At 41.7% G+C, this 26,083-nt stretch carries 28 protein-coding genes; 14 read left to right on the plus strand and 14 right to left on the minus strand.

Translation table 11 applies throughout. From position 1 onward, the window contains the following. Entirely contained in the window at nucleotides 1-1,572 is a 1,572-nt protein-coding gene (gene dnaB, locus G457_RS0110740) for a replicative DNA helicase (protein WP_026946482.1), read from the minus strand. Between the two features lie 65 nt (nucleotides 1,573-1,637). After that, nucleotides 1,638-2,345: a lycopene cyclase domain-containing protein gene (locus tag G457_RS0110745; protein WP_026946483.1), complete on the minus strand. Its 708-nt coding sequence runs from the start codon at nucleotides 2,343-2,345 to the stop codon at nucleotides 1,638-1,640. Nucleotides 2,346-2,442: 97 nt separating this feature from the next. Between G457_RS0110745 and G457_RS0110750 the strand changes: the two genes are divergently transcribed. Beyond that, nucleotides 2,443-3,804, plus strand: a complete 1,362-nt coding sequence (locus G457_RS0110750; protein ID WP_026946484.1) for a UDP-N-acetylmuramate--L-alanine ligase — start codon at nucleotides 2,443-2,445, stop codon at nucleotides 3,802-3,804. Next, on the plus strand, nucleotides 3,801-4,607 hold the full coding sequence (locus G457_RS0110755) for a 3'-5' exonuclease (protein WP_026946485.1): 807 nt from the start codon (nucleotides 3,801-3,803) through the stop codon (nucleotides 4,605-4,607). The genes G457_RS0110750 and G457_RS0110755 overlap by 4 nt, the downstream gene beginning before the upstream one ends. Nucleotides 4,608-4,648: 41 nt before the next feature. Here the strand turns inward: G457_RS0110755 and G457_RS0110760 are convergent, their stop codons facing one another. Beyond that, nucleotides 4,649-5,452: a M48 family metallopeptidase gene (locus G457_RS0110760; protein ID WP_026946486.1), complete on the minus strand. Its 804-nt coding sequence runs from the start codon at nucleotides 5,450-5,452 to the stop codon at nucleotides 4,649-4,651. An 84-nt stretch (nucleotides 5,453-5,536) separates the two neighbouring features. Here G457_RS0110760 and G457_RS0110765 point away from each other — a divergent pair, with 84 nt between their 5' ends. Further along, on the plus strand, nucleotides 5,537-6,043 hold the full coding sequence (locus G457_RS0110765) for a DUF4442 domain-containing protein (RefSeq protein WP_035483667.1): 507 nt from the start codon (nucleotides 5,537-5,539) through the stop codon (nucleotides 6,041-6,043). Here the strand turns inward: G457_RS0110765 and G457_RS0110770 are convergent. After that, nucleotides 6,040-6,777: a peptidase associated/transthyretin-like domain-containing protein gene (locus G457_RS0110770; protein WP_155847131.1), complete on the minus strand. Its 738-nt coding sequence runs from the start codon at nucleotides 6,775-6,777 to the stop codon at nucleotides 6,040-6,042. The two genes, G457_RS0110765 and G457_RS0110770, sit on opposite strands and share 4 nt — an antisense overlap. Before the next feature lie 54 nt (nucleotides 6,778-6,831). Continuing rightward, nucleotides 6,832-7,497 (minus strand): DUF6503 family protein, encoded by a 666-nt coding sequence (locus G457_RS0110775; protein WP_155847132.1) that lies wholly within the window; start codon nucleotides 7,495-7,497, stop codon nucleotides 6,832-6,834. Nucleotides 7,498-7,527: 30 nt separating this feature from the next. Between G457_RS0110775 and G457_RS0110780 the strand changes: the two genes are divergently transcribed. Further along, on the plus strand, nucleotides 7,528-8,406 hold the full coding sequence (locus G457_RS0110780) for a glutamate--tRNA ligase family protein (protein WP_035483672.1): 879 nt from the start codon (nucleotides 7,528-7,530) through the stop codon (nucleotides 8,404-8,406). An 84-nt stretch (nucleotides 8,407-8,490) separates the two neighbouring features. Here G457_RS0110780 and G457_RS0110785 read toward each other — a convergent pair whose 3' ends face one another. From G457_RS0110785 to G457_RS0110800, 4 genes are all read right to left on the minus strand, one after another. Then, the gene (locus G457_RS0110785; protein ID WP_026946491.1) at nucleotides 8,491-9,972 is read right to left on the minus strand and encodes a S10 family peptidase; all 1,482 of its coding nucleotides are present in this window, start codon (nucleotides 9,970-9,972) and stop codon (nucleotides 8,491-8,493) included. Between the two features lie 70 nt (nucleotides 9,973-10,042). Further along, nucleotides 10,043-10,747, minus strand: coding sequence for a potassium channel family protein (locus G457_RS0110790; RefSeq protein WP_051260789.1), 705 nt, complete (start codon nucleotides 10,745-10,747; stop codon nucleotides 10,043-10,045). Beyond that, a complete protein-coding gene (locus G457_RS0110795) occupies nucleotides 10,740-11,540 on the minus strand; it encodes a PhzF family phenazine biosynthesis protein (protein WP_026946493.1) in 801 nt (266 codons plus the stop codon). Before G457_RS0110795 ends, G457_RS0110790 begins: the two co-directional genes overlap by 8 nt. A gap of 1 nt (nucleotide 11,541) precedes the next feature. After that, nucleotides 11,542-12,057, minus strand: coding sequence for a DinB family protein (locus tag G457_RS0110800; protein ID WP_026946494.1), 516 nt, complete (start codon nucleotides 12,055-12,057; stop codon nucleotides 11,542-11,544). A 296-nt stretch (nucleotides 12,058-12,353) separates the two neighbouring features. On the opposite strand from G457_RS0110800, the gene G457_RS0110805 reads away from it, so the two are divergent. Together G457_RS0110805 and G457_RS0110810 are read left to right on the plus strand one after the other, a co-directional pair. Next, on the plus strand, nucleotides 12,354-12,899 hold the full coding sequence (locus tag G457_RS0110805) for a ferritin (RefSeq protein WP_026946495.1): 546 nt from the start codon (nucleotides 12,354-12,356) through the stop codon (nucleotides 12,897-12,899). Between the two features lie 290 nt (nucleotides 12,900-13,189). After that, nucleotides 13,190-14,164, plus strand: a complete 975-nt coding sequence (locus G457_RS0110810; RefSeq protein ID WP_394373336.1) for a formylglycine-generating enzyme family protein — start codon at nucleotides 13,190-13,192, stop codon at nucleotides 14,162-14,164. A 48-nt stretch (nucleotides 14,165-14,212) separates the two neighbouring features. Here the strand turns inward: G457_RS0110810 and G457_RS0110815 are convergent, their stop codons facing one another. Next, nucleotides 14,213-14,800: a riboflavin synthase gene (locus G457_RS0110815; protein ID WP_026946497.1), complete on the minus strand. Its 588-nt coding sequence runs from the start codon at nucleotides 14,798-14,800 to the stop codon at nucleotides 14,213-14,215. Between the two features lie 107 nt (nucleotides 14,801-14,907). Here G457_RS0110815 and G457_RS0110820 point away from each other — a divergent pair, with 107 nt between their 5' ends. The 6 genes from G457_RS0110820 to G457_RS0110845 all read left to right on the plus strand — a co-directional run bounded on the left by G457_RS0110820 (nucleotide 14,908) and on the right by G457_RS0110845 (nucleotide 18,971). After that, nucleotides 14,908-15,573: a protein-L-isoaspartate(D-aspartate) O-methyltransferase gene (locus tag G457_RS0110820; RefSeq protein ID WP_026946498.1), complete on the plus strand. Its 666-nt coding sequence runs from the start codon at nucleotides 14,908-14,910 to the stop codon at nucleotides 15,571-15,573. A 92-nt stretch (nucleotides 15,574-15,665) separates the two neighbouring features. Further along, nucleotides 15,666-16,193: an acyl-CoA thioesterase gene (locus tag G457_RS0110825; protein ID WP_026946499.1), complete on the plus strand. Its 528-nt coding sequence runs from the start codon at nucleotides 15,666-15,668 to the stop codon at nucleotides 16,191-16,193. 69 nt (nucleotides 16,194-16,262) lie between these two features. Beyond that, a complete protein-coding gene (locus G457_RS0110830; protein WP_026946500.1) occupies nucleotides 16,263-16,838 on the plus strand; it encodes a hypothetical protein in 576 nt (191 codons plus the stop codon). After that, nucleotides 16,839-17,150, plus strand: a complete 312-nt coding sequence (locus G457_RS0110835; RefSeq protein ID WP_026946501.1) for a DUF3817 domain-containing protein — start codon at nucleotides 16,839-16,841, stop codon at nucleotides 17,148-17,150. It abuts the gene before it with no gap. Nucleotides 17,151-17,155: 5 nt separating this feature from the next. Next, on the plus strand, nucleotides 17,156-18,178 hold the full coding sequence (locus G457_RS0110840; RefSeq protein ID WP_026946502.1) for a hypothetical protein: 1,023 nt from the start codon (nucleotides 17,156-17,158) through the stop codon (nucleotides 18,176-18,178). A gap of 1 nt (nucleotide 18,179) precedes the next feature. Further along, nucleotides 18,180-18,971 (plus strand): cation transporter, encoded by a 792-nt coding sequence (locus G457_RS0110845; RefSeq protein WP_026946503.1) that lies wholly within the window; start codon nucleotides 18,180-18,182, stop codon nucleotides 18,969-18,971. 2 nt (nucleotides 18,972-18,973) lie between these two features. Here G457_RS0110845 and G457_RS0110850 read toward each other — a convergent pair whose 3' ends face one another. Genes G457_RS0110850 through G457_RS0110860 form a run of 3 tightly spaced genes read right to left on the minus strand, consistent with a single transcriptional unit; the run spans nucleotide 18,974 to nucleotide 22,341 of the window. Next, the gene (locus G457_RS0110850) at nucleotides 18,974-19,561 is read right to left on the minus strand and encodes a Maf family nucleotide pyrophosphatase (RefSeq protein WP_026946504.1); all 588 of its coding nucleotides are present in this window, start codon (nucleotides 19,559-19,561) and stop codon (nucleotides 18,974-18,976) included. Further along, nucleotides 19,530-20,840: a DUF1015 domain-containing protein gene (locus G457_RS0110855; protein WP_026946505.1), complete on the minus strand. Its 1,311-nt coding sequence runs from the start codon at nucleotides 20,838-20,840 to the stop codon at nucleotides 19,530-19,532. Before G457_RS0110855 ends, G457_RS0110850 begins: the two co-directional genes overlap by 32 nt. Continuing rightward, entirely contained in the window at nucleotides 20,833-22,341 is a 1,509-nt protein-coding gene (locus G457_RS0110860; RefSeq protein ID WP_026946506.1) for an acetyl-CoA carboxylase biotin carboxylase subunit, read from the minus strand. Before G457_RS0110860 ends, G457_RS0110855 begins: the two co-directional genes overlap by 8 nt. 176 nt (nucleotides 22,342-22,517) lie before the next feature. Between G457_RS0110860 and G457_RS0110865 the strand changes: the two genes are divergently transcribed. Together G457_RS0110865 and G457_RS21355 are read left to right on the plus strand one after the other, a co-directional pair. After that, nucleotides 22,518-23,768 (plus strand): aminotransferase class I/II-fold pyridoxal phosphate-dependent enzyme, encoded by a 1,251-nt coding sequence (locus G457_RS0110865; RefSeq protein WP_026946507.1) that lies wholly within the window; start codon nucleotides 22,518-22,520, stop codon nucleotides 23,766-23,768. Nucleotides 23,769-23,867: 99 nt separating this feature from the next. Further along, nucleotides 23,868-24,044, plus strand: a complete 177-nt coding sequence (locus G457_RS21355) for a histone H1 (RefSeq protein WP_035475384.1) — start codon at nucleotides 23,868-23,870, stop codon at nucleotides 24,042-24,044. A gap of 63 nt (nucleotides 24,045-24,107) precedes the next feature. Here G457_RS21355 and G457_RS0110875 read toward each other — a convergent pair whose 3' ends face one another. After that, nucleotides 24,108-25,949: a M1 family metallopeptidase gene (locus tag G457_RS0110875; protein ID WP_026946508.1), complete on the minus strand. Its 1,842-nt coding sequence runs from the start codon at nucleotides 25,947-25,949 to the stop codon at nucleotides 24,108-24,110. Between the last annotated feature and the right edge of the window lie 134 nt (nucleotides 25,950-26,083).

Genomic DNA, 26,083 nt, shown 5'->3' on the forward strand with positions numbered 1-26,083 from the left:
TTAAAATGGGCTTTCTGTGTCACTATTTAAGAGGTCATCCGAATCATCATTTGCCCGGCTAGGAAGATTGATAGTTTGAGAGGAATCGAAATTGGACGCTCCGCTGGATTGAGAGGAGAATTTATTTCCGTAAAGAGGCTCGGTCGATTGATTCTGCTGATATCCACCCAAACTATCCAAATCTGTAAACTTGGTGTATTTGCCGATAAATCGAAGCTTGACAGTGCCTAAGGATCCATTTCGGTGCTTCGCAATAATTACCTCTCCTACTCCTTGGGTACTCATTCCTTCATCTTCCGTAATTCCATAGTATTCTGGACGATAAAGGAACATAACCATATCAGCATCCTGCTCGATAGCACCGGATTCCCGAAGGTCAGAAAGTTGTGGTCTTTTATCTCCTCCACGGGTTTCCACCGCTCGGGAAAGCTGGGAAAGGGCAATCACCGGGATCTCAAGCTCTTTTGCGATCTTTTTCAAAGCACGGGAAATACTTGCAATCTCCTGCTCTCGGTTTCCTCCTCCCCCGCCTTTGGTATCGCCGGACATCAGCTGCAGGTAATCGATTACGATCATTTGAATATTGTGCTGAGCCTTTAGCTTTCTAGCTTTTGCCCGAAGCTCCAAAATCGACAAGGCTGGCGTATCATCGACGAAAAGCGATGCCTTGGAAAGCTTGGCTGTTTTGTGAACTAGCTGCGCCCATTCATGCTCAAGCAAACTTCCCTTTTTGATTTTTTCTGAATCAAGTTCAGCTTCTGAGGAAATCAATCGATTCACCAACTGAACGGAAGACATTTCAAGAGAAAAAATCGCAACAGGACGCTCATGATCCACAGCTGCGTTTCGAAGTACAGAAAGCACGAAAGCCGTTTTACCCATCGCAGGACGGGCCGCAATGATAACCAAATCTGATTTTTGCCAACCTGAAGTGACCCGGTCCAAATCGGTAAATCCTGAAGGAACTCCCGTCAAACCGTCTTTTTGATCCTTTTTTGCCTCCATCTCTGCGATAGCTTCACGCATGATGGATCGCATATCTGCGTAATTTTTCCGAATGTTTTTCTCAGATATCTCAAAAAGTGACTGCTCCATCTCATCCAGCAACTCGAAAACATCGGTAGTTTCCTCAAATGCATTCTTTTGGATCTCTGAGGAAATTCTGATCAACTCTCGCTTGATAGCCTGCTCCGTGATAATTCGAGCGTGAAATTCGATATTGGCAGCAGAAGAGACTTTGGAAGTCAGTTCTGTGATATAAAAAGCCCCTCCAGCTATCTCCAGCTTTCCATTTTTCCGGAGTTGAGAGGTTACCGTGAGTAGATCAATTGGTTGCGATTCGGAAAACAGATCAAGAATCGCCTGAAAAATGGCCTGATGCGAATCCTTGTAAAAACTCTCAACCTTTAAGATATCAATGACCTGCGTCAGTGCATCTTTTTCAAGCATAAGAGCACCAAGGACTGCCTCTTCCAAGTCAGTAGCTTGCGGCGGAAGTTTACCTAGGTTGTTCGGGTTTTCGTAAGTGGGCTTTTTACGGGAATTACGTGGGTTGGCTGGCTGTTCACTCATTTAACAAATGTATTTTCTTTCTGCGGGTATTTTTAAACAAGTTTTCCAGAACTTGTCCACAAAAATTAAGCCCCGATCGGGGAAACTTCCTTGTAGTACACTCCATTTCTATACCCACGAAACATGGAGCAAAGCACCGCCCAACCAAAATGCCAAAGCATTTCAGAGACTGGAATACCGATTATTTTATAACCCAAAATAGGCTCATCGTTCAGCATTCCATATTTATCCCAAAAATCAGGATAGAGCAGGCCAAAGGTGATGTAATAAATAACCATAACGATGGCCAAAGTAGCAAAACCCGAAATCAGCGAAAGCTTGATCAAATCGGGCCTTTGGATCCAGATATAAGTCGCTAAGCCCATGAAAGTCAGGAATGTGACATATCCAGAGTGAATATCCAGAATCAGACTGAAAACTGTCAAGCTAGCGCATCCGATCAACCATAAAATAAAAAAATCACGGTTTTTGGCGGCTGTTTGCCTTTCGAAGTCTATCTCCTTTTTAGTAAAAGAAGAGTGGATATATCCACCAACTCCAAACATCGCAAAGCCAATAATAAAATCCTCAATTCCCGGCCAACCGGTTTTCCAAATCATCGGAGGTCTCCAATAATCGTGGAAATACCAAACTTCTGCAATGATTCCCATCAGCCCGCCAATAATTCCCACTTTGATCATCCCACTCTTCCAGGGACTTTTGATAAAAACTACAAACCAAGCCAGTAGATAGAGTAAAGAAAGAATCAGGTATGCATACTTGTCATCCAGCATATTTTCTCAGTCTATTAATTTTGGTGAAATAGTTTGATAATGATTCGTTAGGCTTCCGCAAAGATTTAACTTTATATCGAAAACTAAAACAACCCAAATGAATAGCTATCATTTTATAGCCATTGGCGGAGCAATCATGCATAATTTGGCTCTTGCCTTAGCAAAAAAAGGACATCAGGTGAGTGGTTCGGATGACGAAATCTATGAGCCTTCGCGAAGTAGACTGGAAAAGGCGGGCATTCTACCGGACAAATTTGGCTGGTATCCTGAAAAAATTCATGAAGATCTAGATGGCATTATTTTAGGTATGCACGCCCGCATCGACAATCCAGAGTTGATCAAAGCCAAAGAGCTTGGCATTCCTATTTATTCCTTCCCTGAATTTGTTTTCAATCAAAGCCAGGACAAAAAGCGGGTAGTCATAGCAGGTTCGCATGGAAAAACTTCTATTACCTCCATCATTCTTCATGTTCTGAGAGATCAAAAAGTCCAGTTCGACTATCTCGTAGGAGCGCAGATTGACGGTTTTAATTTGATGGTTAGGCTATCTGATGCTCCTGTCATCATCATCGAGGGAGATGAATATTTGACTTCCCCCTTGGATAGACGGCCAAAATTCTACCACTACAAGCATGACATTGCACTTGTCTCAGGAATAGCCTGGGATCATTTTAATGTTTTTCCTGACTTTGATGAATACAAGGGGCTTTTTGCAAACTTGATGAAAATGACTCCAGAATCAGGAACTCTGATTTATTGCGAGGAGGATCCTTTAGTGAAACAAATTGCTGAGACTGAATCAATCAACGGGAAAAAAGTTCCCTACCCTACACACCCGGCAGCGATCAAAAATGGGAAAACTTACCTGATTACTGATCAGGGTGAAATCCCTATCCACCTATTCGGAGACCACAATCTCCAAAATCTCAACGGAGCAATGAAAGTTTGTCTGGAGCTCGGCTTGACTCAGGAGCAGTTCTATCAGTCAATCCAGACCTTCAAAGGTGCGGCTAAGAGGTTGGAGCTTCTGACGGAAAAAAGCGACGGTGTGATGTACCGTGATTTTGCCCACGCCCCATCGAAACTGAAAGCCACCGTCGAAGCTGTAAAGCGACAATTTCCCGACAGGAACCTGGTTGCTGTTCAAGAATTACACACTTATTCCTCGCTCAATCGGGATTTTCTACCTAACTATGCACATACGATGGAGGAAGCAGATGAAGCTATCATCTATCTAAACCCACATGCAGCAGCCCTCAAAAAGCTGGAAGTTTTGGATGAAGAAACTCTCAAAAGAGGCTTTGAGAGAAGTGATTTGAAGGTTTTTACACAGAGTCAGAAGCTGTTTGATTACCTTATTTCAAAGGATTACAAAGACACCAACCTATTAATGATGAGTTCGGGAAATTATGACAACCTTAACCTTCCGGCTCTTGAGAAAAAATTTAAAGAATCATGACCTTAAACCTTAAAAATCCCATTGTATTTTTTGACCTGGAAGCAACAGGAACAAATGTAGGGACAGACCGAATTGTAGAAATATCCTTGGTAAAACTCTTTCCTGATGAAATGAAAGAGATTTATACACAGCGCGTTCATCCCACTATTCCCATTCCTTTGGAGTCTTCTTTGATTCACGGGATTTATGACGCAGATGTTAAGGATAAGCCTTACTTCAAAGACATTGCAAAAGATGTACACCAATTTATTGGAGGTGCGGATTTGGCAGGTTTCAATGTATTGAAATACGATATTCCACTTTTGGTTGAAGAGTTTCTTCGCTCCGGAATTGACTTTGATCTTGACAAAAGAAATCTGCTAGATGCACAAAAGATCTTCCACCTGATGGAAAAGCGAAATCTCTCTGCAGCGTATAAGTTTTACTGTGGCAAAACTCTTGAAAATGCACACAGCGCTGAGGCAGATACCTTGGCTACCTTGGAAGTTTTTCGATCACAGGTAGTTCGGTATGCAGGCGAAGAAGTCGAAGACCTTCAGGGTAATAAACTTGGAGTTTTTGAAAATGACATGAAGAAAATCCATGACCTGGTCAATGAAAAAATGGTTGATTTGGCAGGTCGGTTTATTTTCAATTCGGAGGGGGTAGAAATCTTCAATTTCGGAAAGCATAAGGGGAAAACCGTCGAGCAAGTACTCAAGGAAGAACCAGGGTACTATGACTGGATGATGCGCGGAGACTTCCCGCTCGATACCAAACGGAAGCTTACTCAAGTCAAGCTGAGGGGATTTGGGTCCCGATAAGACAACAAAGCCGATTTCTTAATGAAATCGGCTTTTTTGATTTATTGCTTTTGGCTCGCCTCGTAGTACTCCATTGCCTTTGGCATGTTTGCTTGAAGCTGTTCGATTCTTCGATCTGGACCAGGGTGAGTTGACAAAAACTCAGGGGGAGCCTCACCTCCTGCAGCGTTCATTCGCTCCCAGAATTTTGGGGCTTCTCTAGGATCATAACCTGCCAAAGCCATAAAAATCAAACCCAACTCATCAGCTTCTAATTCATGTTTTCTGGAAAAAGCGAGCATTCCCACTTCTGATCCCATCCCCACAGATTGAAGCAATAATTGATTGGTGAGTGTGGGATTTTGACTCAAAGCTGTGGAAAGAACACTCATGCCAAATTGCTGCAACATCCCATTAGACATCCGCTCTCTAGAATGAGAGGCGACAGCATGGGCTACCTCATGCCCCATTACGACAGCGATTCCGGTTTCGTCTTGGCAAATTGGCATGATTCCGGTGTAGAAAGCAACTTTACCACCGGGCATACACCAAGCATTCACTTGCTCAGATTGTAGCAGATTAAACTCCCACTCAAAGGTTTCTACCAATCCAGAATAGCCTTTTTCGATAAGATAAGACTCTACTGCCCTTGCAATTCGCTGTCCCACTTTGACTACCTTTTGACCATCGGATGTATTGGTAAGGACTTTTGATTCATTCTTGGTCGCTTCGTATTGTTGATTGACTAGAGGCTGGATTTCTTCACTGGAAACCACTGCTAGTTGCTTCCTGCCTGTCAGGGGAACGGTGGCACACGCATAGAAAAAAAGTCCTGTCAATAGGACTGCTATAATTCGCTTCATAATGACAATTTTTAATGATAAAACTCAAAAAAGATACCAAGATTACCTTACGTTTCAAATTTTATTAACTTCAGAAAAATTTCAATTATGGAAACTAAGGTTCGAGAAATTACCCTAAACGACAAAGCGAAAGATTATCAGAAAAAGATGAGAAGTCCGCTTATTTTCTGGTTTGCAATGCTAGCAAAGCTTCCTTCCGCGGTCTTTTGGAGATTAAGAATCAAGGAGTTGACGGGGGACAAATGCCAGGTAACCATCCCTTATTTCTGGAGATCTCAAAATCCATTCAAATCTATTTATTTCGCAGCCTTGGCGGGGGCAGCTGAATTGAGTACCGGCGCTTTATGCCAATTGGCACTTGCAGGAAAAGGGAAATTCAGCATGCTGGTAGTGGATTTTCGCGCGGAATACCATAAAAAAGCAAATCAGAAAATCACTTTTTCTTGTGATCAAGGCAGGGAACTCTTTCAGCTCATTGATTCACTAAATGTGAATGATACCGCACAACTAACCATGATCTCTACTGGGACTTCTGAGTCAGGAGATGTGGTGGCAAGATTTTATGTCACCTGGTCTTTTAAAAGAAAGTCTTAATTTAAAAATGAGGTTTCGATTCGGATAAATTCTTCAAAGCTCTTCCTGACTCTCACCTCGGACCAATCCAAAAACTCATGTTCCTGATGAAACTGATTAAAGCGGATAACCAACTGATCCCAAGACTCTCTAGTCAACTGGAACTCTTCCATTAATTCTGCCCTTACCGTGTCGGACTCAATTATCTGATAATATCCTTTTCGACGCGCAAGCCATTTTTTTTTACGCTCATATTCCCTAGCCAATCTCGCCTTCTTGGTAAAATAGGAAATCGGACCACTGATTCCGATGCCACCTGTACCGTCACCATTGTCCAAAGGTCGAGTGATAACCTCCCCTTTTCGTGATGGCTCTTTGGCTTCATTCTCATCGCGGATTGTTAACCTTCCATCCTTAAAGCTATACGAGTAATTATTGCCCTCTACTTCAAAAGTGGGTAAGAATCGAGCTTTATCTTGCAACTCTATCATCAAAAAGAACTCAGAACTTAAAGCCTGACGCTGTGAGACAAATCCGGGAAAGGAAAAAACCAAGGTATCACCCAGAAATGCGGAAATAGAAAAATAACCTCTGCTATTACTCAATACTTCTTCGCCAGAACTTATGGATTGCACTTTCACTCCTTCCAAGAACCCCTTGTCCTGACTATCGATGATATTGCCAGAATAGGTGCGCTGTGCCAAAGCAGAAAGCACTAGGAAATAAGCGAAAAGAAAAAAGATAAAACGAATCACCAACGAAAATAAGCCTAGCTCCAGTTATCATAAAATAATCTCCGTTAAAAGACCTTAAGCTCCTTCAGAGGCCCTCACCAAAAAATCAGTTCCAAGAAACTCATCTTTCTCAGTTCTATACCAGGTTCGCACTTTTGGGATTTTCATGTCTGAAACTTCCAAAAGGCCATCCAGATAGATAATTTCTCCTTTTTGGGCAGCCTCATCTTGATAAAACTTGTAAGCTTTCATCTCAAAACTTTCTTTGTCCAAATAGAAATACCAAACATCTTTTTCATAAGGTACCTTCACCACCCAATAGGCTACTCCATTCAAAACCTCGGTTTTTATTTCTTTTTCAATTATGGTTTTTGGATCTTGAAGCTTCATGGGAAGCCCCCACAGATAGGAGTAATAATTTCGAAGCATAATGGCCCGGTCTTGAGCTATTTCCCCCTTGAAAACTTGGACTGAGTCATTCCAAACGATAAAATGAAGATCATCCTTCCGGTAGATGACCTTTGAAAGCTCATTGTCAAAAGAAACTGCATATTTCCGTGATGGACGATCTCCAGGAAGACTATCCTCGATTTCCAAGGTTCCCTTAAACTCAGCCCAATTTCCATCTGGGTCATGAAATTGAATGGACTTTTGAATCAGCTGAGGGCCTGTCAACCCGTCGCTTTGCCGCGAAGAGCATGAAAAAATCAAAACTGTACAAAGACAAATAAATGCACGCATTTTTTGTTTTAAGGTACGTATTTTTACTTGATGAAATTCAATCTGACTCGGATCGCTCCTACCCCTAGTGGCTACCTTCATTTGGGTAATGCCTATTCTTTTTTGGTGACCAAAGCATTGGCAGAAAAATCAGGTGCGAAAATCCTTCTTCGAATTGATGATTTGGATAGAGAGCGATTTCGGATGGAATATCTGGTTGATATTTTTGAGACTTTGGACTTTTTGGAAATCAACTACGATTTGGGGCCCAAAGGACCTGAGGATTTTTTGGTCAATTGGACGCAGCTGAATCGCCTTGATTTGTATCGAGAAGCTCTGGAAAGGCTTTGGGCCGAAGGCTGCCTTTTTTCTTGTACCTGCTCTCGCAAGAAAATTGCTCAAATGAACTCTTCAGGCTACTATCTTGGACATTGCTTGGATAGAAATATCTCCAAAACCAAAAAGGAAGCTGCATGGCGAATCAATACCTTTGAAGATGAACTGGTAAAGATTCAGGATATCCATGGGAAATCAAAAGAGGAGGTTCTTCCTGAAGATGTGGCTTTTTTCATCGTTCGAAAAAAGGACGAAATGCCGGCCTATCAATTGACATCGGTAATTGATGATACGCATTATGGTGTTGACCTTATCGTAAGAGGAAGAGATCTTTACAATTCCAGTTTAGCGCAGGTCTTTTTGGCCAAAAGCCTGAAGAATACAGCTTTTGAAAAAGTGAGTTTTTATCATCATCCAATTCTAAAGGGTCCAGATGGAAAGAAACTTGCAAAGTCGGATGGATCTACTTCCATCCAATTCTTGAAAAAAGGGGGGAAAAGTCTGGAAGAAGTATACCTCTTACTGGGAAAAATGATGCAAGTAGAAAAGCCTATTAGAAACTTTGATGAATTTAAGGTAGCATTAGCTTTTTGAAAAAGTCTGAATAAAAAAAGCTTGAGTGCTTCAATCAATTTTGACTAGCACTCAAGCTTATAATTTTTCAGTATTTAAATCAAATTAATCGTATTTGGCAGGCATACCTTCTTCGACCATGGATTTTTGGATAAACTGCCGGATATCCTCATTGGATGTGGCCAAATCTTCAGCTCTCAAATACATCATATGACCTGATCTGTAACCTTTGAATGATATTCGATCCGCCATTTTTCCATTTGGATCGATGTGCCAAAGGCTATATTTCGCATTAAAGAAATCGGTGCCTCCATCAAAGTATCCCGACTGAACCATCAGGTGCAAGTAAGGATTTTGCCGCATGGCCTGCCCCAAATCATATCCTGTAGTCTCATTGGATCGATCCCAAGGATGTACGGGTCCGAATAGATTGTAGGTTAGGTCAGTTTCGAAGCCCAAGACGTTTTTCGAATAATGATTAAAAGCCGGAGCAAAAGCATGATTCCAACTTGTCAATGCTGGATCGAAATCATATCGAACTCCTGCCTCCATCCGATCGAAACCTTTGTAGCGGCTGTCCAAACGACCCACAGTCATTCCTTCATCTCGAAGAAGTTCTTTCCAGAATAGGCTTGTTCCAACCATTAGGTTATTGGAAAGGAAAACCTCTTTGTCAAGGCCGGAATACCGAGCCATTTTGGTAGCCATTGCATCCTTTTCCGATGCAGAAAGGCTTCCACCTTTGACCATGGCTGGAAGAGCTTCCTCAACGGCAAATTTCTCCACTTCTGGAATGATTTCATCCAAATCCTTGCTTTGCAAATCAGATGGAAGCTGTCCATGATACCAAGCTGTAGCCGCGTAATATGGGAAATAGTTTGCCATTTTAACCGGTCCACCTCTTTCAATTCCCATATCGGTTGGTGAAACCAAAATCACCCCATTGAAATACATCCAGTGTGAATTCTGAAGTTGTGAAACCAAGCCAGCAACTCGCGTGGTACCATAACTTTCTCCAATTAGATATTTTGGCGAAGCCCAGCGATTTTGTCTGGTAACAAAAGTATTGACCCAATCCGCTAGATATTTGATGTCAGAATTAATACCAAAGAAGGTAGATCGTGGAGTTTCTTCATTTAGAATTCTTGAATAACCGGTATTCACAGGATCTACATAGACGATATCAGCCACATCCAGAATGGAATGAGGGTTTGACTTTGTGCCATAGGGCTGAACCGGGTATCCTTCATCATCAATTTTAAGTAAAACGGGCCCGGTATAAGCCAAGTGCATCCAAATCGATGCTGAACCAGGACCTCCGTTGAATGAGATTACCAGAGGACGCTTGGACTTATCACTGACGTCAGTCCGCTCATAAAAAGTGTAGAATAATGAAGCAATAGGATCACCGTTTTCATCCCAAACAGGCTGTGTTCCAGCTGTTGATTTATAAGGAACACGCTTTCCTTTGATGGTCACCTCAGCCAGCTTCTCAACTTTCGTTTCTACAGGGAGCTTACGAATTTCTTGCGCCCAGCCAATGTGGCAAATGGATGCAAATAGGATTATGAGTAATTGTTTTTTCATAGATAGGTAATTTGATCCTTAAAATAAGGATTGATCTTTTATTGCGAATTCAATTTTACACTAATGGAAGCTAGCGCCTTGATTCTCCTACCAGTTTGGCGATCACCACAGCAGGATACAAGATGCCGACGGTAGAAAGAAAAACAGAAAGCATTTTGGACATTACATTGATTGGATAAAGATCACCAAAACCTACGGTAGTCAATGAAACCATGCTGAAATATATGTATTCGGCAAAATCATCGTCCAAACCTAAAAGCGCCCTATCCCCGCCTGCTATGCTAGAACCGGTTGTTAAGTGAATAATTTCAAATACGAAAGCACCTAATATCGCTACACTTAAATAGACATTGATAGCTCCGATCACACGGTAAAGATTGACTTCCCTATCTCTAAATAACAAGCTGATATTCAATAAAATAAATATCATCATATTAAGTATACCTACGATTCTTTCTAGGAGATAGAATTCTACAGGAAAATCACTAAAACGCAATAGCCTCAATCCCAATTGCGTAAAGAAAAGCCCTGTTGTAAGGAAAATAAACACCTTTCTTTTTGAAGACCAGATTCCCGTAAAAAATAGAAAGAGGAAGACGAGGTTTACATAGAGCATGTCGATATGCCCATACTCAATCAATATTGGTAAGATGAAAACCGTGAATAACAAAACCAGAAGCAATATGCTAAAACTGGCATCTGTCAGCCAATAGTCTGTAAAATGCCTAAAATACCTTTTAATAGGTCTTCGAGTTGATTGTATATGATCAGTCATTTTTCAATTCCATTTCCGCTTGATAAACGACAACTGCCTTACCTTTGATGAGCACGCGATCATCATGTTTTTCCAGTTCCAATTCACCGCCTCTCCTACTTGCTTGGTATGCTTTCAATTGGGTTTTCCCTGTTTTTTGATTCCAATAATCCATTAAGGCGCAGTGTGCAAAACCAGTGACAGGATCTTCTGGCACTCCTACATTTGGACCAAAAAAGCGGGATACGATATCATATTTCTCGCCTGCTGCCGTGATAATGAAACCCTCCTCGCTATGCTTTGCGATCAGCATAAAATCAGGTTCAAGGGAACAAACAGAATGCTCATTTTCCAATTCAAAAATCCAGTTTTTATTCAATTGAGCAGCTTTCACTATCTTTTTCCCAAATAGCTCCTTTTGAAAAAAAGGATGCTGATCCTCGACCGTGGGAATCAAAGGAAAATTCATCTCCAAACCATCATGACTCGCATTTACAATCAGCTCACCACTCATGGTATGGAAATGGATAGGAACATTTTCTTTAGCCCAGCCTTTGCGAAGCATCCAAAATGAGGAAGCCAAAGTCGCATGCCCGCAAAGATCAATCTCCAAGGTGGGTGTAAACCAACGCAGATTAAAATGACCTTCTCGCTCTGTTCGCTGCACAAATGCCGTTTCGCTGAGATTCATTTCCATGGCTATATTTTGCCGCATTTCATCAGAAAGATCATGCTCCAACAAACAAACAGCCGCTGGATTGCCAGAAAAGGGCTTTTCGGTAAATGCATCAACTACACCTAGTTCTAATCTCATTTTAATAGCGAGTTTTTAATATATCCAAATGATGAATAAAATGGCCGGGAATGATCCAAAACAAAGCTCTCGGAGTCATTTGATTACCGTTCACCTGACCGGGAAAATCAAGCATTTCGTCTGATAAAGTGCGAATCAGGGAAACCAAAGCTTTTCTTGAAGCTGAAAAGTCCTCTAAGAGTAATTGCGTGGGTACCGCTCCAAATCGTGCATTCAGCACATAGGGATCCTGATCAAAACCCGGTAAAGCAGAACGTTCACCTCTTGCAAAGCAAAGACCACGAAAAGTCATGATACGCTCAGTATCGATCACATGACCAAGCACCTCTTTGGGAGACCACTTTCCTTCCTGATAGGGTTGATTTGGCCAATCTTCTGATTTGGACTTGAATAAATCCATCAAGTCATTTACTTGCTTTTCGATCAGTTCACAAAAGTTTTGATTTTCAACTAATCCTAAATATCGATCATAATAAGCGGGGTATTCGCCTTTCTTAGGCAAATTAAAATTATCCATTCAGTGCAAGATTTAATTTCGTGTCTCTGTTGGATAAATTTAGGATTAAGATCAAAACCATCCTTATTGAGCTTGAATTTTTATTTTGCTCCTATCTAAAAATCAAATTAAATCTCTTAAAAAAACATCGGGAGAACACGTTTATCCTACCAATTCGCAAACATTGTGATTTCGATTATAATGGCCAGAATTTTAACTCATCTTTAATTATATCAATTCTAAATTTTGAGTTAAAAGGCAGCAATTGAAACTACTTCACTTAGGTTTGGTTTTATTTGTATAAAACAAAATTAGACATGAAGGAAAGAGAAATAGTCACATTGCAGCGCTCTTTGCTGCACGACACAGAACAGCTATTAAATCAGCAAATCGAAATGGAAGGTAAAAGCTCAGCATATTACCTCTCCATGGCTTCTTGGTGCCATATGATGGGTTATGAGAACGCAGCCAAATACCTTTATACGCATTCTGACGAAGAACGCATGCACATGATGAAGCTTTTCCAATATGTAAATGAGGCAGGTGGTCACGCTATTCAGCCCGAAATCAATGGGATCAGACATAATTTCAATTCACTTCGCGAAGTATTTGAGTTGATTCTTGAGCATGAAATCAAAGTCACCAAATCAATCAATAACATCGTAGATCACGCCTTTTCTGTGAAGGACTTCGCTACGTTCAGCTTTATGCAGTGGTATGTGACCGAGCAGCGAGAAGAAGAGACCATGTCTCGTCGTGCACTTGAACTATTCGATATTATTGGAGAAGAGGGTGTAGGATTGTGGACTATCGATCAAGAATTGGGCAAATTGCATGCTTCTGCTCATGCTGACGAGGCCTAATTGCATTTACACAAGATTTTCGAAAGCGGTGGAATAATTTCTATCGCTTTTTTTGTGCAGGTATTCAGCAAATTTTAACAATAATCCAGAAGATCTCGAGTATACTTAGAGCTCAGAGTTCAAGAATCAAGATTTTGTTTATAATTTCAAGAATGAAAAATATCAGAGCCAAAAGGTTGATCAATACCAAAGTTGCTTTTCTTTCCCTAGTCATAATTGGATTTTCCTGTTCGGAAAAATCTCAAACCCAAAGCCCAGAATCCGAAGGTCAAATAGTCTACGACACACCGATGCCTTCCAAGGATACTCCTAAAGGAATGGCCTGGATTCCGGGAGGTGAATTTACGATGGGAACGAACGAGGCTGACGCCTATGCTGCTGAAAAGCCTGCAGTTCGACTGAAAGTAGAAGGCTTTTGGATGGATACTCATGAGGTTACGAATGCAGAATTTGCAGAATTCGTGGAGCAAACAGGCTACATCACCATGGCTGAGCGTCCTATCGAATGGGAAGAATTAAAGAAACAACTTCCTCCAGGCACACCAAAACCAGATGATTCGGTGCTAGTTCCTGGATCCTTGGTTTTTACTCCACCACCCTATCAAGTTCCGCTTCAGGATATTTCACTTTGGTGGACCTGGGTCAATGGAGCATCTTGGAAGCATCCTGAAGGGCCTGAATCTAACTTGGAGGGTCGAGAAAATCACCCTGTCGTTCATATCGCCTATGATGATGCAGTAGCCTATGCAGAATGGGTTGGGAAGCGTTTACCTACAGAGATCGAGTGGGAGTTTGCTGCCAGAGGTGGAATGAACGGAAAAAGGTTTGCCTGGGGTGATGAGCTCACTCCAAACGGCCAATATCTAGCAAATACGTTTCAGGGGAATTTTCCAAATGAAAACACAGGAATGGACGGTTTTGTGGGAACAAGCCCCGTAAAATCTTTTGCACCCAATACGTTTGGACTTTTTGATATGATTGGGAATGTCTGGGAATTGACCAGCGATTGGTATGATGCACTGAAGTTTGCAAGATTGGCAGGAGAAGCACCCAAGCTTGATGCCGGAATGAATCCATGCTACAACCCTGATAATCCTTTCGCTCAAGAGCGAGTCATCAAAGGTGGCTCCTACCTTTGCGCAGCCAATTACTGCGTAAACTATCGTCCCTCTGCTAGACAAGGTCAAGCTTACGATTCAGGAACTTCCAATGTCGGCTTTAGACTGGTAAAGGACCCTGAAAACAAGAATCTTACGCTTAAATGAGCATTGATTCGACACAATAAAGGCCTCTCATTTTGGAGGCCTTTATTATTAGTAACCTTTAAGGATTCGCTTGATATACTTTCCTACGATATCAAACTCCAAATTGACTGTATCCCCTACTTTCAATTGGTGAAAATTGGTGTATTCGTAGGTATATGGAATGATGGCAACAGAAAACACCCCTGGTCCGGAATTAAAGCAGGTCAAACTAGTCCCATTAATCGTGATTGATCCTTTCTCTACAGTGACATTCCCAAGGCTTGAATCATATTCAAAATCAAAAACCCAGGACCCGGTTTCATCCTTTATTCCCGTAATTCTTGCTACTTGATCGACATGACCTTGAACAATATGGCCATCAAAGCGTCCGTTTGCAGACATGCACCGCTCTAAATTTACTTTTTTACCAACAGTCCATTCCGAGAGATTGGTCTTTTGAATAGTCTCATCAATTGCTGTGACTTTGTAGGTCTGGGGAGTGGTTTCAACAACAGTCAGGCAAACCCCATCATGAGCAAGCGATTGGTCGACCTTCAGTTCAGGAGCTAAATTGGACTCCAATAAAAAATGTGCATTTGAGCCTTCTCTTACGATTTCTTTTACCGTGCCAAACGATTCGATGATACCAGTGAACATGCGTGATTTCTTTTTGATTGAGTTTCAATGATTAAGTACAAAATGCCCTAAAGGGTTTCAAATTAAGCCAAATAATCACTTATCTTCGACCTGAATCCAAATAAAATATGCCACTTCTCAAGCTCGAAGACACCTACCTTCACAAGGGTAAAAGAAAAGCTCTCGTTCGGGAGATCAAGCAAAAGGGAATCTCTGACGAACGAGTCCTAGAAGCGATCAATACCCTACCCAGACATTTTTTCTTTGACTCAGCGCTAGTTTCTCATGCTTATGAAGACAAAGCTTTCCCGATTGGAGAGGGTCAGACCATTTCCCAGCCTTATACGGTTGCCTTTCAAACTCAGCTCTTAGACGTAAAGCCCGGTCAAAAAATACTAGAAATCGGAACAGGCTCAGGCTATCAGGCAAGTATTCTTCACTTGATGGGAGCAGAAGTTTATACCATCGAATATCAAAAGAAGCTTTTCGAGGGGACCAAAAAATTCCTTAATAGGCTTGGGATCACTGATATGAAGCTTTTCTACGGGGATGGATCTCAGGGCTTGGCAAGTCACGCTCCATTTGACCGGATTTTGGTAACTGCCGGAGCTCCTGTCGTTCCTGATGCACTAATCGATCAATTGGTGCCGGGAGGAATTTTAGTAATCCCTGTAGGTGACCGAAGCCGTCAAAAAATGCTCAAAATCACCAAACAAAAAGGAGGCAAATATACTTCTGAAGAATATGACTATTTCGCTTTTGTCCCTCTTTTGGGAAAAGACGGCTGGCGGTAATTTCAATTGAATCAGAATAAAATTTTGTTTCAAAATAAATGCAAGCCATTATTTAGAATATAATTTTTATTTTTGTCTCAAATCATTGAAATATGGCTAAGAAAAAATTCGCTAAAGATTCGGCAACTATCATGACAGAGATGGTATTGCCCAACGATACCAATACCTTGAATAACCTGATGGGAGGAAGACTCATGCACTGGATGGATGTGGTGGCCGCCATTGCTGCACAGAAGCACTCCAATCGAATCGTAGTCACAGCCTCTGCAGATAGCATTTCCTTCAAACAGCCAATTGCTTTGGGAAATGTGGTGACCCTGGCAGCTCAAGTCACTCGGGCTTTCAACTCTTCCATGGAGGTACACATTGAAGTCACGGCTGAGGATATTCCTGCTAACAAAAAGACGGTCACTCACCGGGCATTTTTCACCTTTGTAGCAGTAGATCAAAATGGCAAACCGATAGAAGTCCCTGAGGTGGTGCCAGAAACAAAAGAAGAAATTGAGCTTTACGAAGGAGCACTGAGACGACGACAGCTACGCTTAGTCTTAGCCAAACGAATGAAACCAGAGGATGCGGTGGAGCTTAAATCCATTTTCAATTTGGACATTCCGCAATAATTCGATCAGGAGACTAACAAAGTCTCCTTTTTTTTTGGGAGGTGACCAATTTTTAAGCAATTTTCAAGCATGGAAAGTGACACACTACATAGTCTGAAATTACTCCTGAACGAAGATTTATACTTGGTTCCAGAAGAGATTGATCAAATTTTATCCCCCGAAAAAACAGAGCTAGGAAAAGAGGTTAAGAAAGAAACAACTCCTAGCTACGATCAAGCTCCGCCTGTGGATGATTCCAGTGTCGCGGATGAGGTAAAAGAACCTGTTGCTCCAATCGTTAGAGGGCAATTTGCCAAAGGGATTTTGATCCTTCATGAGGAAGACGAGCTTGCAGATGAAGTGATGGATATGCTGTCGAAGATGGTTTCGGCCGTAAATCATTCCATGAGTGATGTGGGGCTTTTGAGCAGTGAAGAATTGAAGGGTAAAAGTCTGGAGGATTTTCAGGCAATCAATGCTCACAAGGTCATTAAGTTTGGAAAGATCTCACACCCTATCAACGCCCTGCCGATTCCTTCCTATCAAATCAAAACCGAGGAGGAAACCGAATACCTATTTGCTGATTCTCTCACACAAATTAGCATGGATAGAGCACTGAAAAAGAAGCTCTGGGAAAACCTTCAAACCCTATTTAATATCAGCTAAATGAATACCGAACAAGTAAAATGGGCCAAGCGCTTCAAATGGATAAGCTTAATCGAAGGAATATCTTTTTTGGTACTCCTCTTCATAGCTATGCCGCTCAAATATATCTATGAACTCCCAATGGCAGTCACCGTAGTTGGTTGGATTCACGGGGTATTATTTGTCATTTATATCTATGTGGTTTTTCCTACGGCTTCCAAACTGAAATGGAATTTTAGCCGGACATTCTTTGCATTGATTGCTTCAGTTCTTCCTTTTGGACCCTTTATTTTTGATCGAAATCTGCGAAAAAGTCAAAAAGTAGAATTGTAGTATCGATGGCATTGATCAGCAAAAAGAAGCAAGTCTATCCCATCAGTAAAGGGCTGAGAGATTACCTGATCAATCATGGAAGGGAAGTGGATATCCCCATCCACTATGATGAGCTGCTACGATATAAAGATTCAATAGCGCTGTATGACTCCAAAGAGCAGGATACGCTATGGGAGACTGTTTTTTATGAGCAGACTGACCGCGAAGAGATTCATTATAATGTCAAACGAATCTATGCAATCCTAAAAGCCGGAGGTGACATGTCGGTCATGGAGCACCTTTACATCGATCGAATTGATCTCTGCATTTATGGGAATACTCAGCCCTTCCGAATTCGAATCGTAAACCGGATCAATGATAATTTTGACTATTTCTACATCAAAAATGCAGACGCCTCAAGGGTTTACGGGCTAGAGCTGGAACATTTACTTTCTCCCAACAGAATTAGCTACCTCGTACATCGAAACACCCTGATTGAGGAGCATATCGCAGGAATTCCTGGAGATAAATTTATGCGATTGCATATGCAGGATTCCCACCTGAATCCCATTCGATTGGCGAAAGAGTTTGTAAAATTCAATGAGCGCTGTTTTGTAAGATTGTTAGGAGACATGCATTCTTCAAATTTTGTAATCGATGTGACTCCAGACTTTGAAGAAACCAATTATCGGATCCGGGCTATTGACTTTGATCAGCAATCCTATGAGGGTAAAAAGTCTATCTACCTACCCCAATATTTCAAGGAAAATAATGTCCTGATCCAATTGGGCATGAAATACATCACTCCGGAATCTATGCGCCAATATCAGCGGGAAGAACGAGCCCTGATCGCTACCCGAGTCAAATCATCTAAGCAAGAAATTGAATCAATCCTTCAGGCGATGGAAAATGATCAGATTTCACCCTTAGAAAATATCGATAGCCTGAGGAGGGAACTGGCAAGGCATTACAAAAACCAAAAGTTTATGAGTTGCCAAAATATGGGACAAATCCTTCGGGTAAGTTTACAACAGGTCCTTAATTATTAAAATGAACAAGTCTACTTTTTCAATTTCTCAAATGGATTGTCCATCCGAAGAAACCATGATTCGGATGAAACTTCAAAACCTCGAAGGAATTGCCGGGCTTTCATTTGACTTGGAGAAAAGGGTTTTGGATGTCTCGCATGAAGGAGATGTGAAGGAAATCTCGGCTGCACTCGAGGAGTTAAACCTTGGAAGCAAATTTATTCAAACGACCGAGATTGAGAAATTTAAAAAGTCTGAGGACGGAGTTCAGAAAAAGCTTCTGTGGACAGTTCTGATCATAAATTTTTCATTCTTCCTGATTGAAATGATTTTCGGATGGCTAGCGGGATCCATGGGATTGGTGGCCGATAGCCTGGATATGCTTGCCGATTCCTTGGTTTATGCGCTTAGCCTCATTGCCGTAGGAAGCAGCATCACGAGACAAAAACAAGTAGCAGGAATAGCAGGTGTTTTTCAGCTTTTATTGGCAGCCGGTGGATTTTATGAAGTGGTCAGAAGATTTCTGAATGTGAATGAAAGACCTGATTACCAGTGGATGATCCTTATTTCCATTCTGGCATTGATTGCAAATGCTTGGTGTCTTTACCTTTTGCAAAAATCAAAAAGTCAGCAAGCCCATATGAAGGCAAGTATGATTTTCACCTCCAATGATATTCTGATCAATGCAGGTGTAATCGTTGCCGGCTTGATGGTTCTTTGGCTAGATTCCTCCCTCCCAGATTTGATCATCGGGGCATTCGTATTCGTTTTGGTGAGTTTGGGAGCTTGGAGGATTTTGAAATTGGCAAAATAAAATCACCACTTTTTCAATTGCTCATAAACCAAGTGGAGAGGAAAACCCATGACATTAAAATAAGAACCTTCAATCCGGGAAACACCAATGAAACCAATCCATTCCTGAATACCGTAAGCACCGGCTTTGTCAAATGGCTTGTATTCCTTGATGTAATGCCAAATCTCCTCTTCCTCCAAAAATCGAAAAGTGACCAAGGTCTCATCTTCTAAGGTGATTCTTTTCAGACGATCCTTGATGGTGACGGCAGTCATCACGGTATGAGTGGCTCCTGATAGGCTTTTGATCATATCAAAGGCCTCCTGATCGGATTGGGGCTTACCTAAAACATGCCCATTTTCAATCACCACAGTATCAGAAGTAATCAAAATCTCGTTTTCCAGAAGTTCATCGGGAAAGGATTCTGATTTCAATTTAGAAAGGTAAGCAGCTACGTACTCAGCCGGAATATCTGAAGGAATGGATTCGTCCACCGGACTGGATTTGATCTCAAACTCAATCTCCAGGCCTCGAAGCAATTCCTGCCGACGAGGTGAATTGGAGGCTAAAATGATTTTCTTATCCTTCAGATTTTCTAAAAAACGCATCATAGTTGAATTCAAATTCGCTTTGCTCGATACTGGCGAAAAGCAGCCCGCTCAAAGCCTTGGGATAAAAGTACGTAGATTTTTGCGGCATCAAATGCCCTGATTGACAAACTTCCATGACAGTTCGCATTGAAAGTTCTCGGGTGATCAAAGCAAAGCTAGCTTGACCCGATCTGACCTGCCTAAGACAGCGAGCGAAATTCCGCTCATAGGAAATCTGTGATGAATTCCGCTGTTCTTCTCGATTGATTCCCAAGATTTGATTGAAAACCACCTCATGTAAAACAGCAAGGTCCAGCTTTCGAATCACTTCCGGTAAATCATGATTGATAGTCTGGTACTTCTCTGGAATTAATTCGAGTACATATCCCTCCTCTCCTAGTAGCAGACCAAAAGAAAATGGTTTGTGCAGGGCATAATTCCCGATTTCTTCAGCATCCCCAAATTTCTTGACTTCGAACCAAGCTGATAATTTTTCTAAAAAGGAATCTTGCCTATCGGTCAATCCATAAAATAGCCTGTGGGTTGGCAGGATTTTCAGATCATCTGATGCCGCATTTGTCAAATACATCAGGTGGTAATCATGAGCTTTCCATTTGCGGTCTAGAAATTCATCTTTCATTTCCTTCCTCAAAGCTATACTCCCTTCTATCCGATGATGACCATCTGCCAAGACAACCTGCTTTTGCGCAAGCAAATCCAAAAACTCGGATATCACTTTCCGATCATGAATCACTGCCAAAACTTCCCTAACTCCCTGATAATCTTCTAATTCATAAAGAGGGCTCTGAATAGCTTCATCCATCCATTGCTCTAGTTTGAATTCCGGATCATCGTATAATCCATGGGTTGGAGATGCTTGAATTTTAGCCTTTTTAAGAAGATCTACTCGATCATTTACAGCAGAAACGATGGTGTTTTCATGCCGTAAGATTTGCTTTTCTTCCCAGTCATAAGCTTTGATTTGTGCTATAAAACCCTTTCGACAGCGCTCTGTGGTCTCCCCGGGAAGTCGGAAGTATTGATAGTAAACATAGATTCCGGGCAGATAATCCTGACGGAGGATTCCCTCTGATTTCCACTTCTGAAGTGTTTCAAAGGCCTCCTTTCCAGGATCAGCGCCTTTTGGGACAGAAAGATGAATACTGTTTAAGGGATTTTCATACAAAAGCTCCCGTTGCTTGGAAGAAACAACATCGAAAAGTGGCGCGGTAAGTTCTTCTATTTTGGAATTGAAAGTGTCAGCATATCGCCATGCTCGAAGAGGAAGGATTTCAGCCATCTATTTTCAATCTTTTTCTCCATGCCGAGTTCTGATTACTTTTCGCACTTTCGCCTGACACTTGAGTTGCCTGTTTTTCTTTTTCAAAAAACTCTACGGCCAAAGCCGCAATAAGTGACTCCTCTTCTTCTGAAAGTGAATCATCCAGTACATCCGGAGTAAAATATTTCTCTACAAACTTGGTATCAAAATCTCCACTCACAAAAGCCTCATGCTGCAAAGCAAAGCGGCAAAATGATAAAGTAGTCTGAATTCCTGTGATTTGATAATCATCGATAGCCCGGATCATTCTTGAAATCGCTGCTTCCCGATTTTCAGCGTGTGTAATCAGCTTTGAAATCATCGGATCATAATAAATCGGTATTTGCATCCCTTCCTCGAAACCATCATCTACCCGGATTCCCGGCCCTTGTGGTCTTTGGTAAGTTTGAAGCTTCCCAATATCCGGAAGGAAATTATTTTTTGGATCTTCAGCATATACACGGACCTCTACCGAATGTCCATTGATTGTCAAATCCTCTTGAGCAAACTGTAATTCCCTGCCTTCTGCAATCCAAATCTGTTCTTTGACCAGGTCTTTCCCAGTGATCATCTCGGTGACAGGATGCTCTACTTGCAAGCGGGTATTCATTTCTAGGAAGTAGAAATTCAGATCTCCGTCAACGATAAATTCCACTGTCCCAGCTCCAAAATAATTACAGGCTTTGGCCACACCAACGGCCGCTTCTCCCATTGCTTTCCTCATTTCAGGGCTCACTACAGCTGAAGGAGCTTCTTCAATTACCTTTTGATGTCTTCGCTGAATCGAACACTCCCGCTCAAAGAGATAAACGACATTTCCATGCTGATCTCCCAAGACCTGTATCTCAATATGACGTGGGGAAGTGATAAACTTTTCAATAAAAACTGCACCATCCCCAAAAGCAGATTGCGCCTCGCTGACAGCGCGTTGCATTTGCTCCTCAAAATCTGCTTCCGATTCCACTATTCGCATTCCCTTTCCCCCACCTCCGGCAGAAGCTTTGATCAGGATAGGATAGCCAATTTCTGCAGCTCGCTCTTTCGCAGCAGGAATATCAGAAATGGCTTCCTCTGTACCAGGCACCAAAGGAATATCGTAAGTGGATACTGCCTGTTTCGCGGCCAGTTTACTTCCCATTACTTCAATAGACTCCGGAGAAGGTCCGACGAAAAGCAATCCCGCATCGGTAACTTTCTTTGCAAAAACTGCATTTTCAGACAAGAAACCGTAGCCTGGATGAATTGCATCTACCTTAAGATCTATACAAACTTCTATGATTTTGTCACCCAACAAATAAGATTCCGATGAAGGTGGTGGCCCCAAGCAAACTGCCTCATCTGCGTATTTGACATGAGGGGAAAGCCGATCAGCTTCACTGTAAACGGCAACTGTTTTTATCCCAAGCTCTTTTGCAGAGCGCATGATACGAAGGGCAATTTCACCTCGATTGGCAACAAGGAGCTTTTGAATTTTTCTCATGTTCTAAAGTTGGGTTTGGGTCTATCGAATCTAAAAAGCGAAGAAAACAAATATATTTGACTTAAAATAAAGATTAGGCCAAGCCATTTTGCTTTTTTGCTTGGTAGGCATATAAGTTGTATTTTTGGCGAATTTTAAAACCGAAAAATTATTGCTTAATCATAAATAATATCACCTTGGATTTATTTGCAAAACTACAAACCAACCTAGGTCCACTAGGCAAACATTCAGCTTGGTCAGACGGGTACTACATGTTTCCAAAGCTAGAAGGAGAGATTGCACCCCGCATGATGTTTCAAGGTCGAGAGGTCTTGACCTGGTCATTGAATAACTACCTAGGACTTGCCAATCACCCTGAAGTTCGTAAAGCTGACGCTGATGCAGCTGCTAAGTGGGGAGCTGCCTATCCAATGGGAGCTCGAATGATGTCAGGACAGACTACCCTTCACGAGCAGCTTGAAAGTGAGCTCGCTGAATTTGTAGGAAAAGAAAAAGCATACCTACTAAACTACGGCTATCAAGGAATCATGTCGGTAATCGATGCATTACTTGATCGTAAGGACGTCGTGGTATATGATTCAGAATGCCACGCCTGTATCATCGATGCTCTTAGAATGCACATGGGTAAGCGGTATGTGTATCCGCATAATGATATCGAAAATGCAGAAAAGCAATTGGAAAGAGCGACCAAGCTTGCAGCAGAAACAGGCGGAGGTATCCTTTTCATTACGGAAGGTGTCTTCGGAATGACTGGTGATCAAGGCAAGTTGAAAGAGATTTGTGATCTGAAGAAAAAGTTTCAATTCCGTCTTCTTGTAGATGATGCACATGGTTTTGGTACTTTGGGTAAAACAGGTGCTGGTACACATGAGGAGCAAGGAGTAATTGAAGAAGTGGATTTGTACTTCTCCACTTTTGCCAAGTCTATGGCTTCTATCGGAGCTTTCATTGCTGGTGATGAAAAAGTAATTCATTACCTACGCTTTAATATGCGTTCTCAAATCTTCGCCAAATCACTTCCAATGATCTTGGTAGAGGGTGGTTTGAAGCGATTGGAACTACTAAGAACTCGACCTGAGCTTAAGGATAATCTTTGGAAAATTGTCAATGCCCTTCGAAAAGGACTACATGATGAAGGTTTCAGCACTGGAAAATCAAATTCTCCTGTAACGCCAGTAGTATTAAATGGTACTGTAGGTGAAGCTGCGGCCCTTTCGCATGATTTGCGAGAGAATTACAACATCTTCTGTTCAGTAGTGATTTACCCTGTAGTACCTAAAGGCATGATTATCTTGAGGTTAATTCCTACAGCTGTACATACTTTAGAAGATGTAAACGAAACTGTAAAAGCTTTTGCAGCAGTGAAAGAAAAACTGACCAGTGGTCAATACAGGAATTCTGAACTTGCCATTACATTTGGTGAGTAAAAAATTTTCAAAAAAAAGGCCATTAGGATTGAAATAGTAAGTATTTGGGCTATATTGACCCTATAAAATTATCATCAACCTAAAAAAACTACTTTTACTATGAGCAGATTTGACGAAGTAAAAAATCTTGTAATGGACCTCGAAGCTGATTTCGATAAGTTCTATTCTAAAGGAAATCAGGCAGCTGGTACACGTGTTCGTAAAGGCATGCAAGACTTGAAAAACCTAGCGCAAGATATCCGTAAAGAAGTACAAGATATGAAGAACGCTGGTTGATCCCACTGAAAATAAAAAAGGTGACCAAATGGTCACCTTTTTTTATGCCTAAAAAGTAGAGCCTTAAAACTCTACTTTGTTATTTTCTGGCTGTACATCCGCCATTCGCTTGGTTGGATCAATTTCGATTGATTTAATGGTCTCTAGATTTCTATCAACAACAAGTGTTTTTTCCAGATTAACCCAGGCCCATTTTTCAGTATGGATGCGAGTAGGTGTTCCTGCTTCCTGAGCTTTTTCACCCCGCATGATCACCAATGGCAAATAAATGGACTCTTGGCTTCCATCTTTGTAGGTAATGACCAAATCCACAGGCATAGGCATCAAGCCCACCCGCTGAAGCGTAATTTCTGTTTTTTCACCATTGGCTTTAGCTTCTTTGATCGCATAATCAATAGTCTTAGTGGTATGGACAAAATATTCCTTGTACCAGTCTAGCTCCAAGCCACTTTCTTTTTCCATGATTCGGATTAAATCATTCACGTTTGGATGCTTGAACTGCCACTCATTGAAGTATCGAAGTAATCCACGATCCCTAACCTCTGCTCCAATCACATAGCCCATCTGCTCCATGAAAACAGCACCCTTGGAATAAGCTGCAGCCCCATAGGCACGGTTTGTATGATAGTGATCTGAGTGTGTAGCCAGAGGCTCTTCTAGTCCAGATGCTACCAAACCAAAGTATCCACGGTAACTGCCAGCATGTACATTAGATCTACCAGGTGACATAATTTCTCCCATAGTCAAATTGGTAGCATAAGAGGTAAAACCTTCATCCATCCATGGATACAAAGACTCATTGGTAGCCAAGACCCCATGATACCAGCTATGTGCTAATTCGTGAACCATCACTCCAACTAAAGATGGTAAGCTACGCTCTCCGGTAATTAGAGTGGACATGGCATATTCCATTCCTCCATCTCCACCTTGTACTACAGAAAACTGCTTGTATGGATATTGACCAAAGTGCTTGGACATATATTCGATCGCCTTCGGGGTGAATTCTTTCAGTTTCTCCCAATTCTCAGACGTTTTTTCTCCAGGAATGAAGAAATGGTGAACGGTAATTCCATTATCCATCAACACCTTATCGTGTTGGTATTTTGGATCTGCTCCCCACATGAAATCATGAACCATTGGAGCTTTGAAGTGCCAATTTAGTGTTTCACCCGTTGGTTCTGGTACAGTTACACCTTCATCTTGGTAGCCATGACCAATTTCATTAGGGTTCTGCAAGTATCCCGTACCTCCGATAGTGTATTCCTTATCGATGGTGATTTTCACATCAAAATCTCCCCAAATTCCATAAAACTCCCGTCCGATGTATGGATTGGCATGCCAACCTTGCTCATCGTAGTTAGCTAATTTCGGATACCACTGTGACATGGAGTAGCGAACGCCTTCCTCAGAATCACGGCCCGATCTTCTGATCTGAACAGGAACTTGCCCATCAAATTCCAATTCTAAAGTAGCTTGGGAATTTGGTAAAATCGGCTCAGGAAGCGTTACTTCAAGGATGGTACCCACCTCATTCGCTTCGGCAGTTTTTCCATTCACTTTTAAATTTTTGACATGCAAATAACCAATCTCATCAGGAGAAAGCTTTGAAATCCGATCTCCTACCCTACGGTCTGGGTCAGCAATGGTACGAGACCGAACATCCATCATACTTCCCGGCTGGAAAGCATTGTAATACAAGTGATAAAAAACTCGATGCAGCGTGTCAGGCGAGTTGTTGGAATAAACCAGGCGCTGCGTACCTTGATACTGATTGGTATTCACATCCATGGATACTTCCATCTGATAATCCACCGCCTGTTGGAAACGACCAGTTTGAGCCCAGGCCACTGAACCAAAAAGGAATAGAAAAAGCCCTAAAACAGGCTTTTGATAACGATTCGACATATATTTTTAATTTTTTCTTAAAGAAAAGGAAAAATGCACTGACCCACCAAACCGATAATCAATTTTTAGAAAGAACTTCCTGTTCAGCACATTTTGAATCCATTAGAATAAAAATTAAAAATGGGTGGATTAGT

Source organism: Algoriphagus marincola DSM 16067, assembly GCF_000429405.1.
GTDB lineage: Bacteria > Bacteroidota > Bacteroidia > Cytophagales > Cyclobacteriaceae > Algoriphagus > Algoriphagus marincola.

What these genes read in the sequence shown, in the direction of transcription:
- G457_RS0110765 (WP_035483667.1), top strand. Translation starts at nt 5,537, where the DNA reads ATGGAAACTAAGGTTCGAGAAATTACCCTAAACGACAAAGCGAAAGAT.
- G457_RS0110815 (WP_026946497.1), bottom strand. Translation starts at nt 14,800, where the DNA reads ATGTTCACTGGTATCATCGAATCGTTTGGCACGGTAAAAGAAATCGTA.
- G457_RS0110830 (WP_026946500.1), top strand. Translation starts at nt 16,263, where the DNA reads ATGGAAAGTGACACACTACATAGTCTGAAATTACTCCTGAACGAAGAT.
- G457_RS0110845 (WP_026946503.1), top strand. Translation starts at nt 18,180, where the DNA reads ATGAACAAGTCTACTTTTTCAATTTCTCAAATGGATTGTCCATCCGAA.
- G457_RS0110775 (WP_155847132.1), bottom strand. Translation starts at nt 7,497, where the DNA reads ATGCGTGCATTTATTTGTCTTTGTACAGTTTTGATTTTTTCATGCTCT.
- G457_RS0110840 (WP_026946502.1), top strand. Translation starts at nt 17,156, where the DNA reads ATGGCATTGATCAGCAAAAAGAAGCAAGTCTATCCCATCAGTAAAGGG.
- G457_RS0110750 (WP_026946484.1), top strand. Translation starts at nt 2,443, where the DNA reads ATGAATAGCTATCATTTTATAGCCATTGGCGGAGCAATCATGCATAAT.
- G457_RS0110860 (WP_026946506.1), bottom strand. Translation starts at nt 22,341, where the DNA reads ATGAGAAAAATTCAAAAGCTCCTTGTTGCCAATCGAGGTGAAATTGCC.
- G457_RS0110805 (WP_026946495.1), top strand. Translation starts at nt 12,354, where the DNA reads ATGAAGGAAAGAGAAATAGTCACATTGCAGCGCTCTTTGCTGCACGAC.
- G457_RS0110785 (WP_026946491.1), bottom strand. Translation starts at nt 9,972, where the DNA reads ATGAAAAAACAATTACTCATAATCCTATTTGCATCCATTTGCCACATT.
- G457_RS0110825 (WP_026946499.1), top strand. Translation starts at nt 15,666, where the DNA reads ATGGCTAAGAAAAAATTCGCTAAAGATTCGGCAACTATCATGACAGAG.
- G457_RS0110755 (WP_026946485.1), top strand. Translation starts at nt 3,801, where the DNA reads ATGACCTTAAACCTTAAAAATCCCATTGTATTTTTTGACCTGGAAGCA.
- G457_RS0110795 (WP_026946493.1), bottom strand. Translation starts at nt 11,540, where the DNA reads ATGAGATTAGAACTAGGTGTAGTTGATGCATTTACCGAAAAGCCCTTT.
- G457_RS21355 (WP_035475384.1), top strand. Translation starts at nt 23,868, where the DNA reads ATGAGCAGATTTGACGAAGTAAAAAATCTTGTAATGGACCTCGAAGCT.
- G457_RS0110790 (WP_051260789.1), bottom strand. Translation starts at nt 10,747, where the DNA reads ATGACTGATCATATACAATCAACTCGAAGACCTATTAAAAGGTATTTT.
- dnaB (WP_026946482.1), bottom strand. Translation starts at nt 1,572, where the DNA reads ATGAGTGAACAGCCAGCCAACCCACGTAATTCCCGTAAAAAGCCCACT.
- G457_RS0110820 (WP_026946498.1), top strand. Translation starts at nt 14,908, where the DNA reads ATGCCACTTCTCAAGCTCGAAGACACCTACCTTCACAAGGGTAAAAGA.
- G457_RS0110745 (WP_026946483.1), bottom strand. Translation starts at nt 2,345, where the DNA reads ATGCTGGATGACAAGTATGCATACCTGATTCTTTCTTTACTCTATCTA.
- G457_RS0110855 (WP_026946505.1), bottom strand. Translation starts at nt 20,840, where the DNA reads ATGGCTGAAATCCTTCCTCTTCGAGCATGGCGATATGCTGACACTTTC.
- G457_RS0110800 (WP_026946494.1), bottom strand. Translation starts at nt 12,057, where the DNA reads ATGGATAATTTTAATTTGCCTAAGAAAGGCGAATACCCCGCTTATTAT.
- G457_RS0110780 (WP_035483672.1), top strand. Translation starts at nt 7,528, where the DNA reads ATGAAATTCAATCTGACTCGGATCGCTCCTACCCCTAGTGGCTACCTT.
- G457_RS0110850 (WP_026946504.1), bottom strand. Translation starts at nt 19,561, where the DNA reads ATGATGCGTTTTTTAGAAAATCTGAAGGATAAGAAAATCATTTTAGCC.
- G457_RS0110835 (WP_026946501.1), top strand. Translation starts at nt 16,839, where the DNA reads ATGAATACCGAACAAGTAAAATGGGCCAAGCGCTTCAAATGGATAAGC.
- G457_RS0110875 (WP_026946508.1), bottom strand. Translation starts at nt 25,949, where the DNA reads ATGTCGAATCGTTATCAAAAGCCTGTTTTAGGGCTTTTTCTATTCCTT.
- G457_RS0110810 (WP_394373336.1), top strand. Translation starts at nt 13,190, where the DNA reads ATGCCTTCCAAGGATACTCCTAAAGGAATGGCCTGGATTCCGGGAGGT.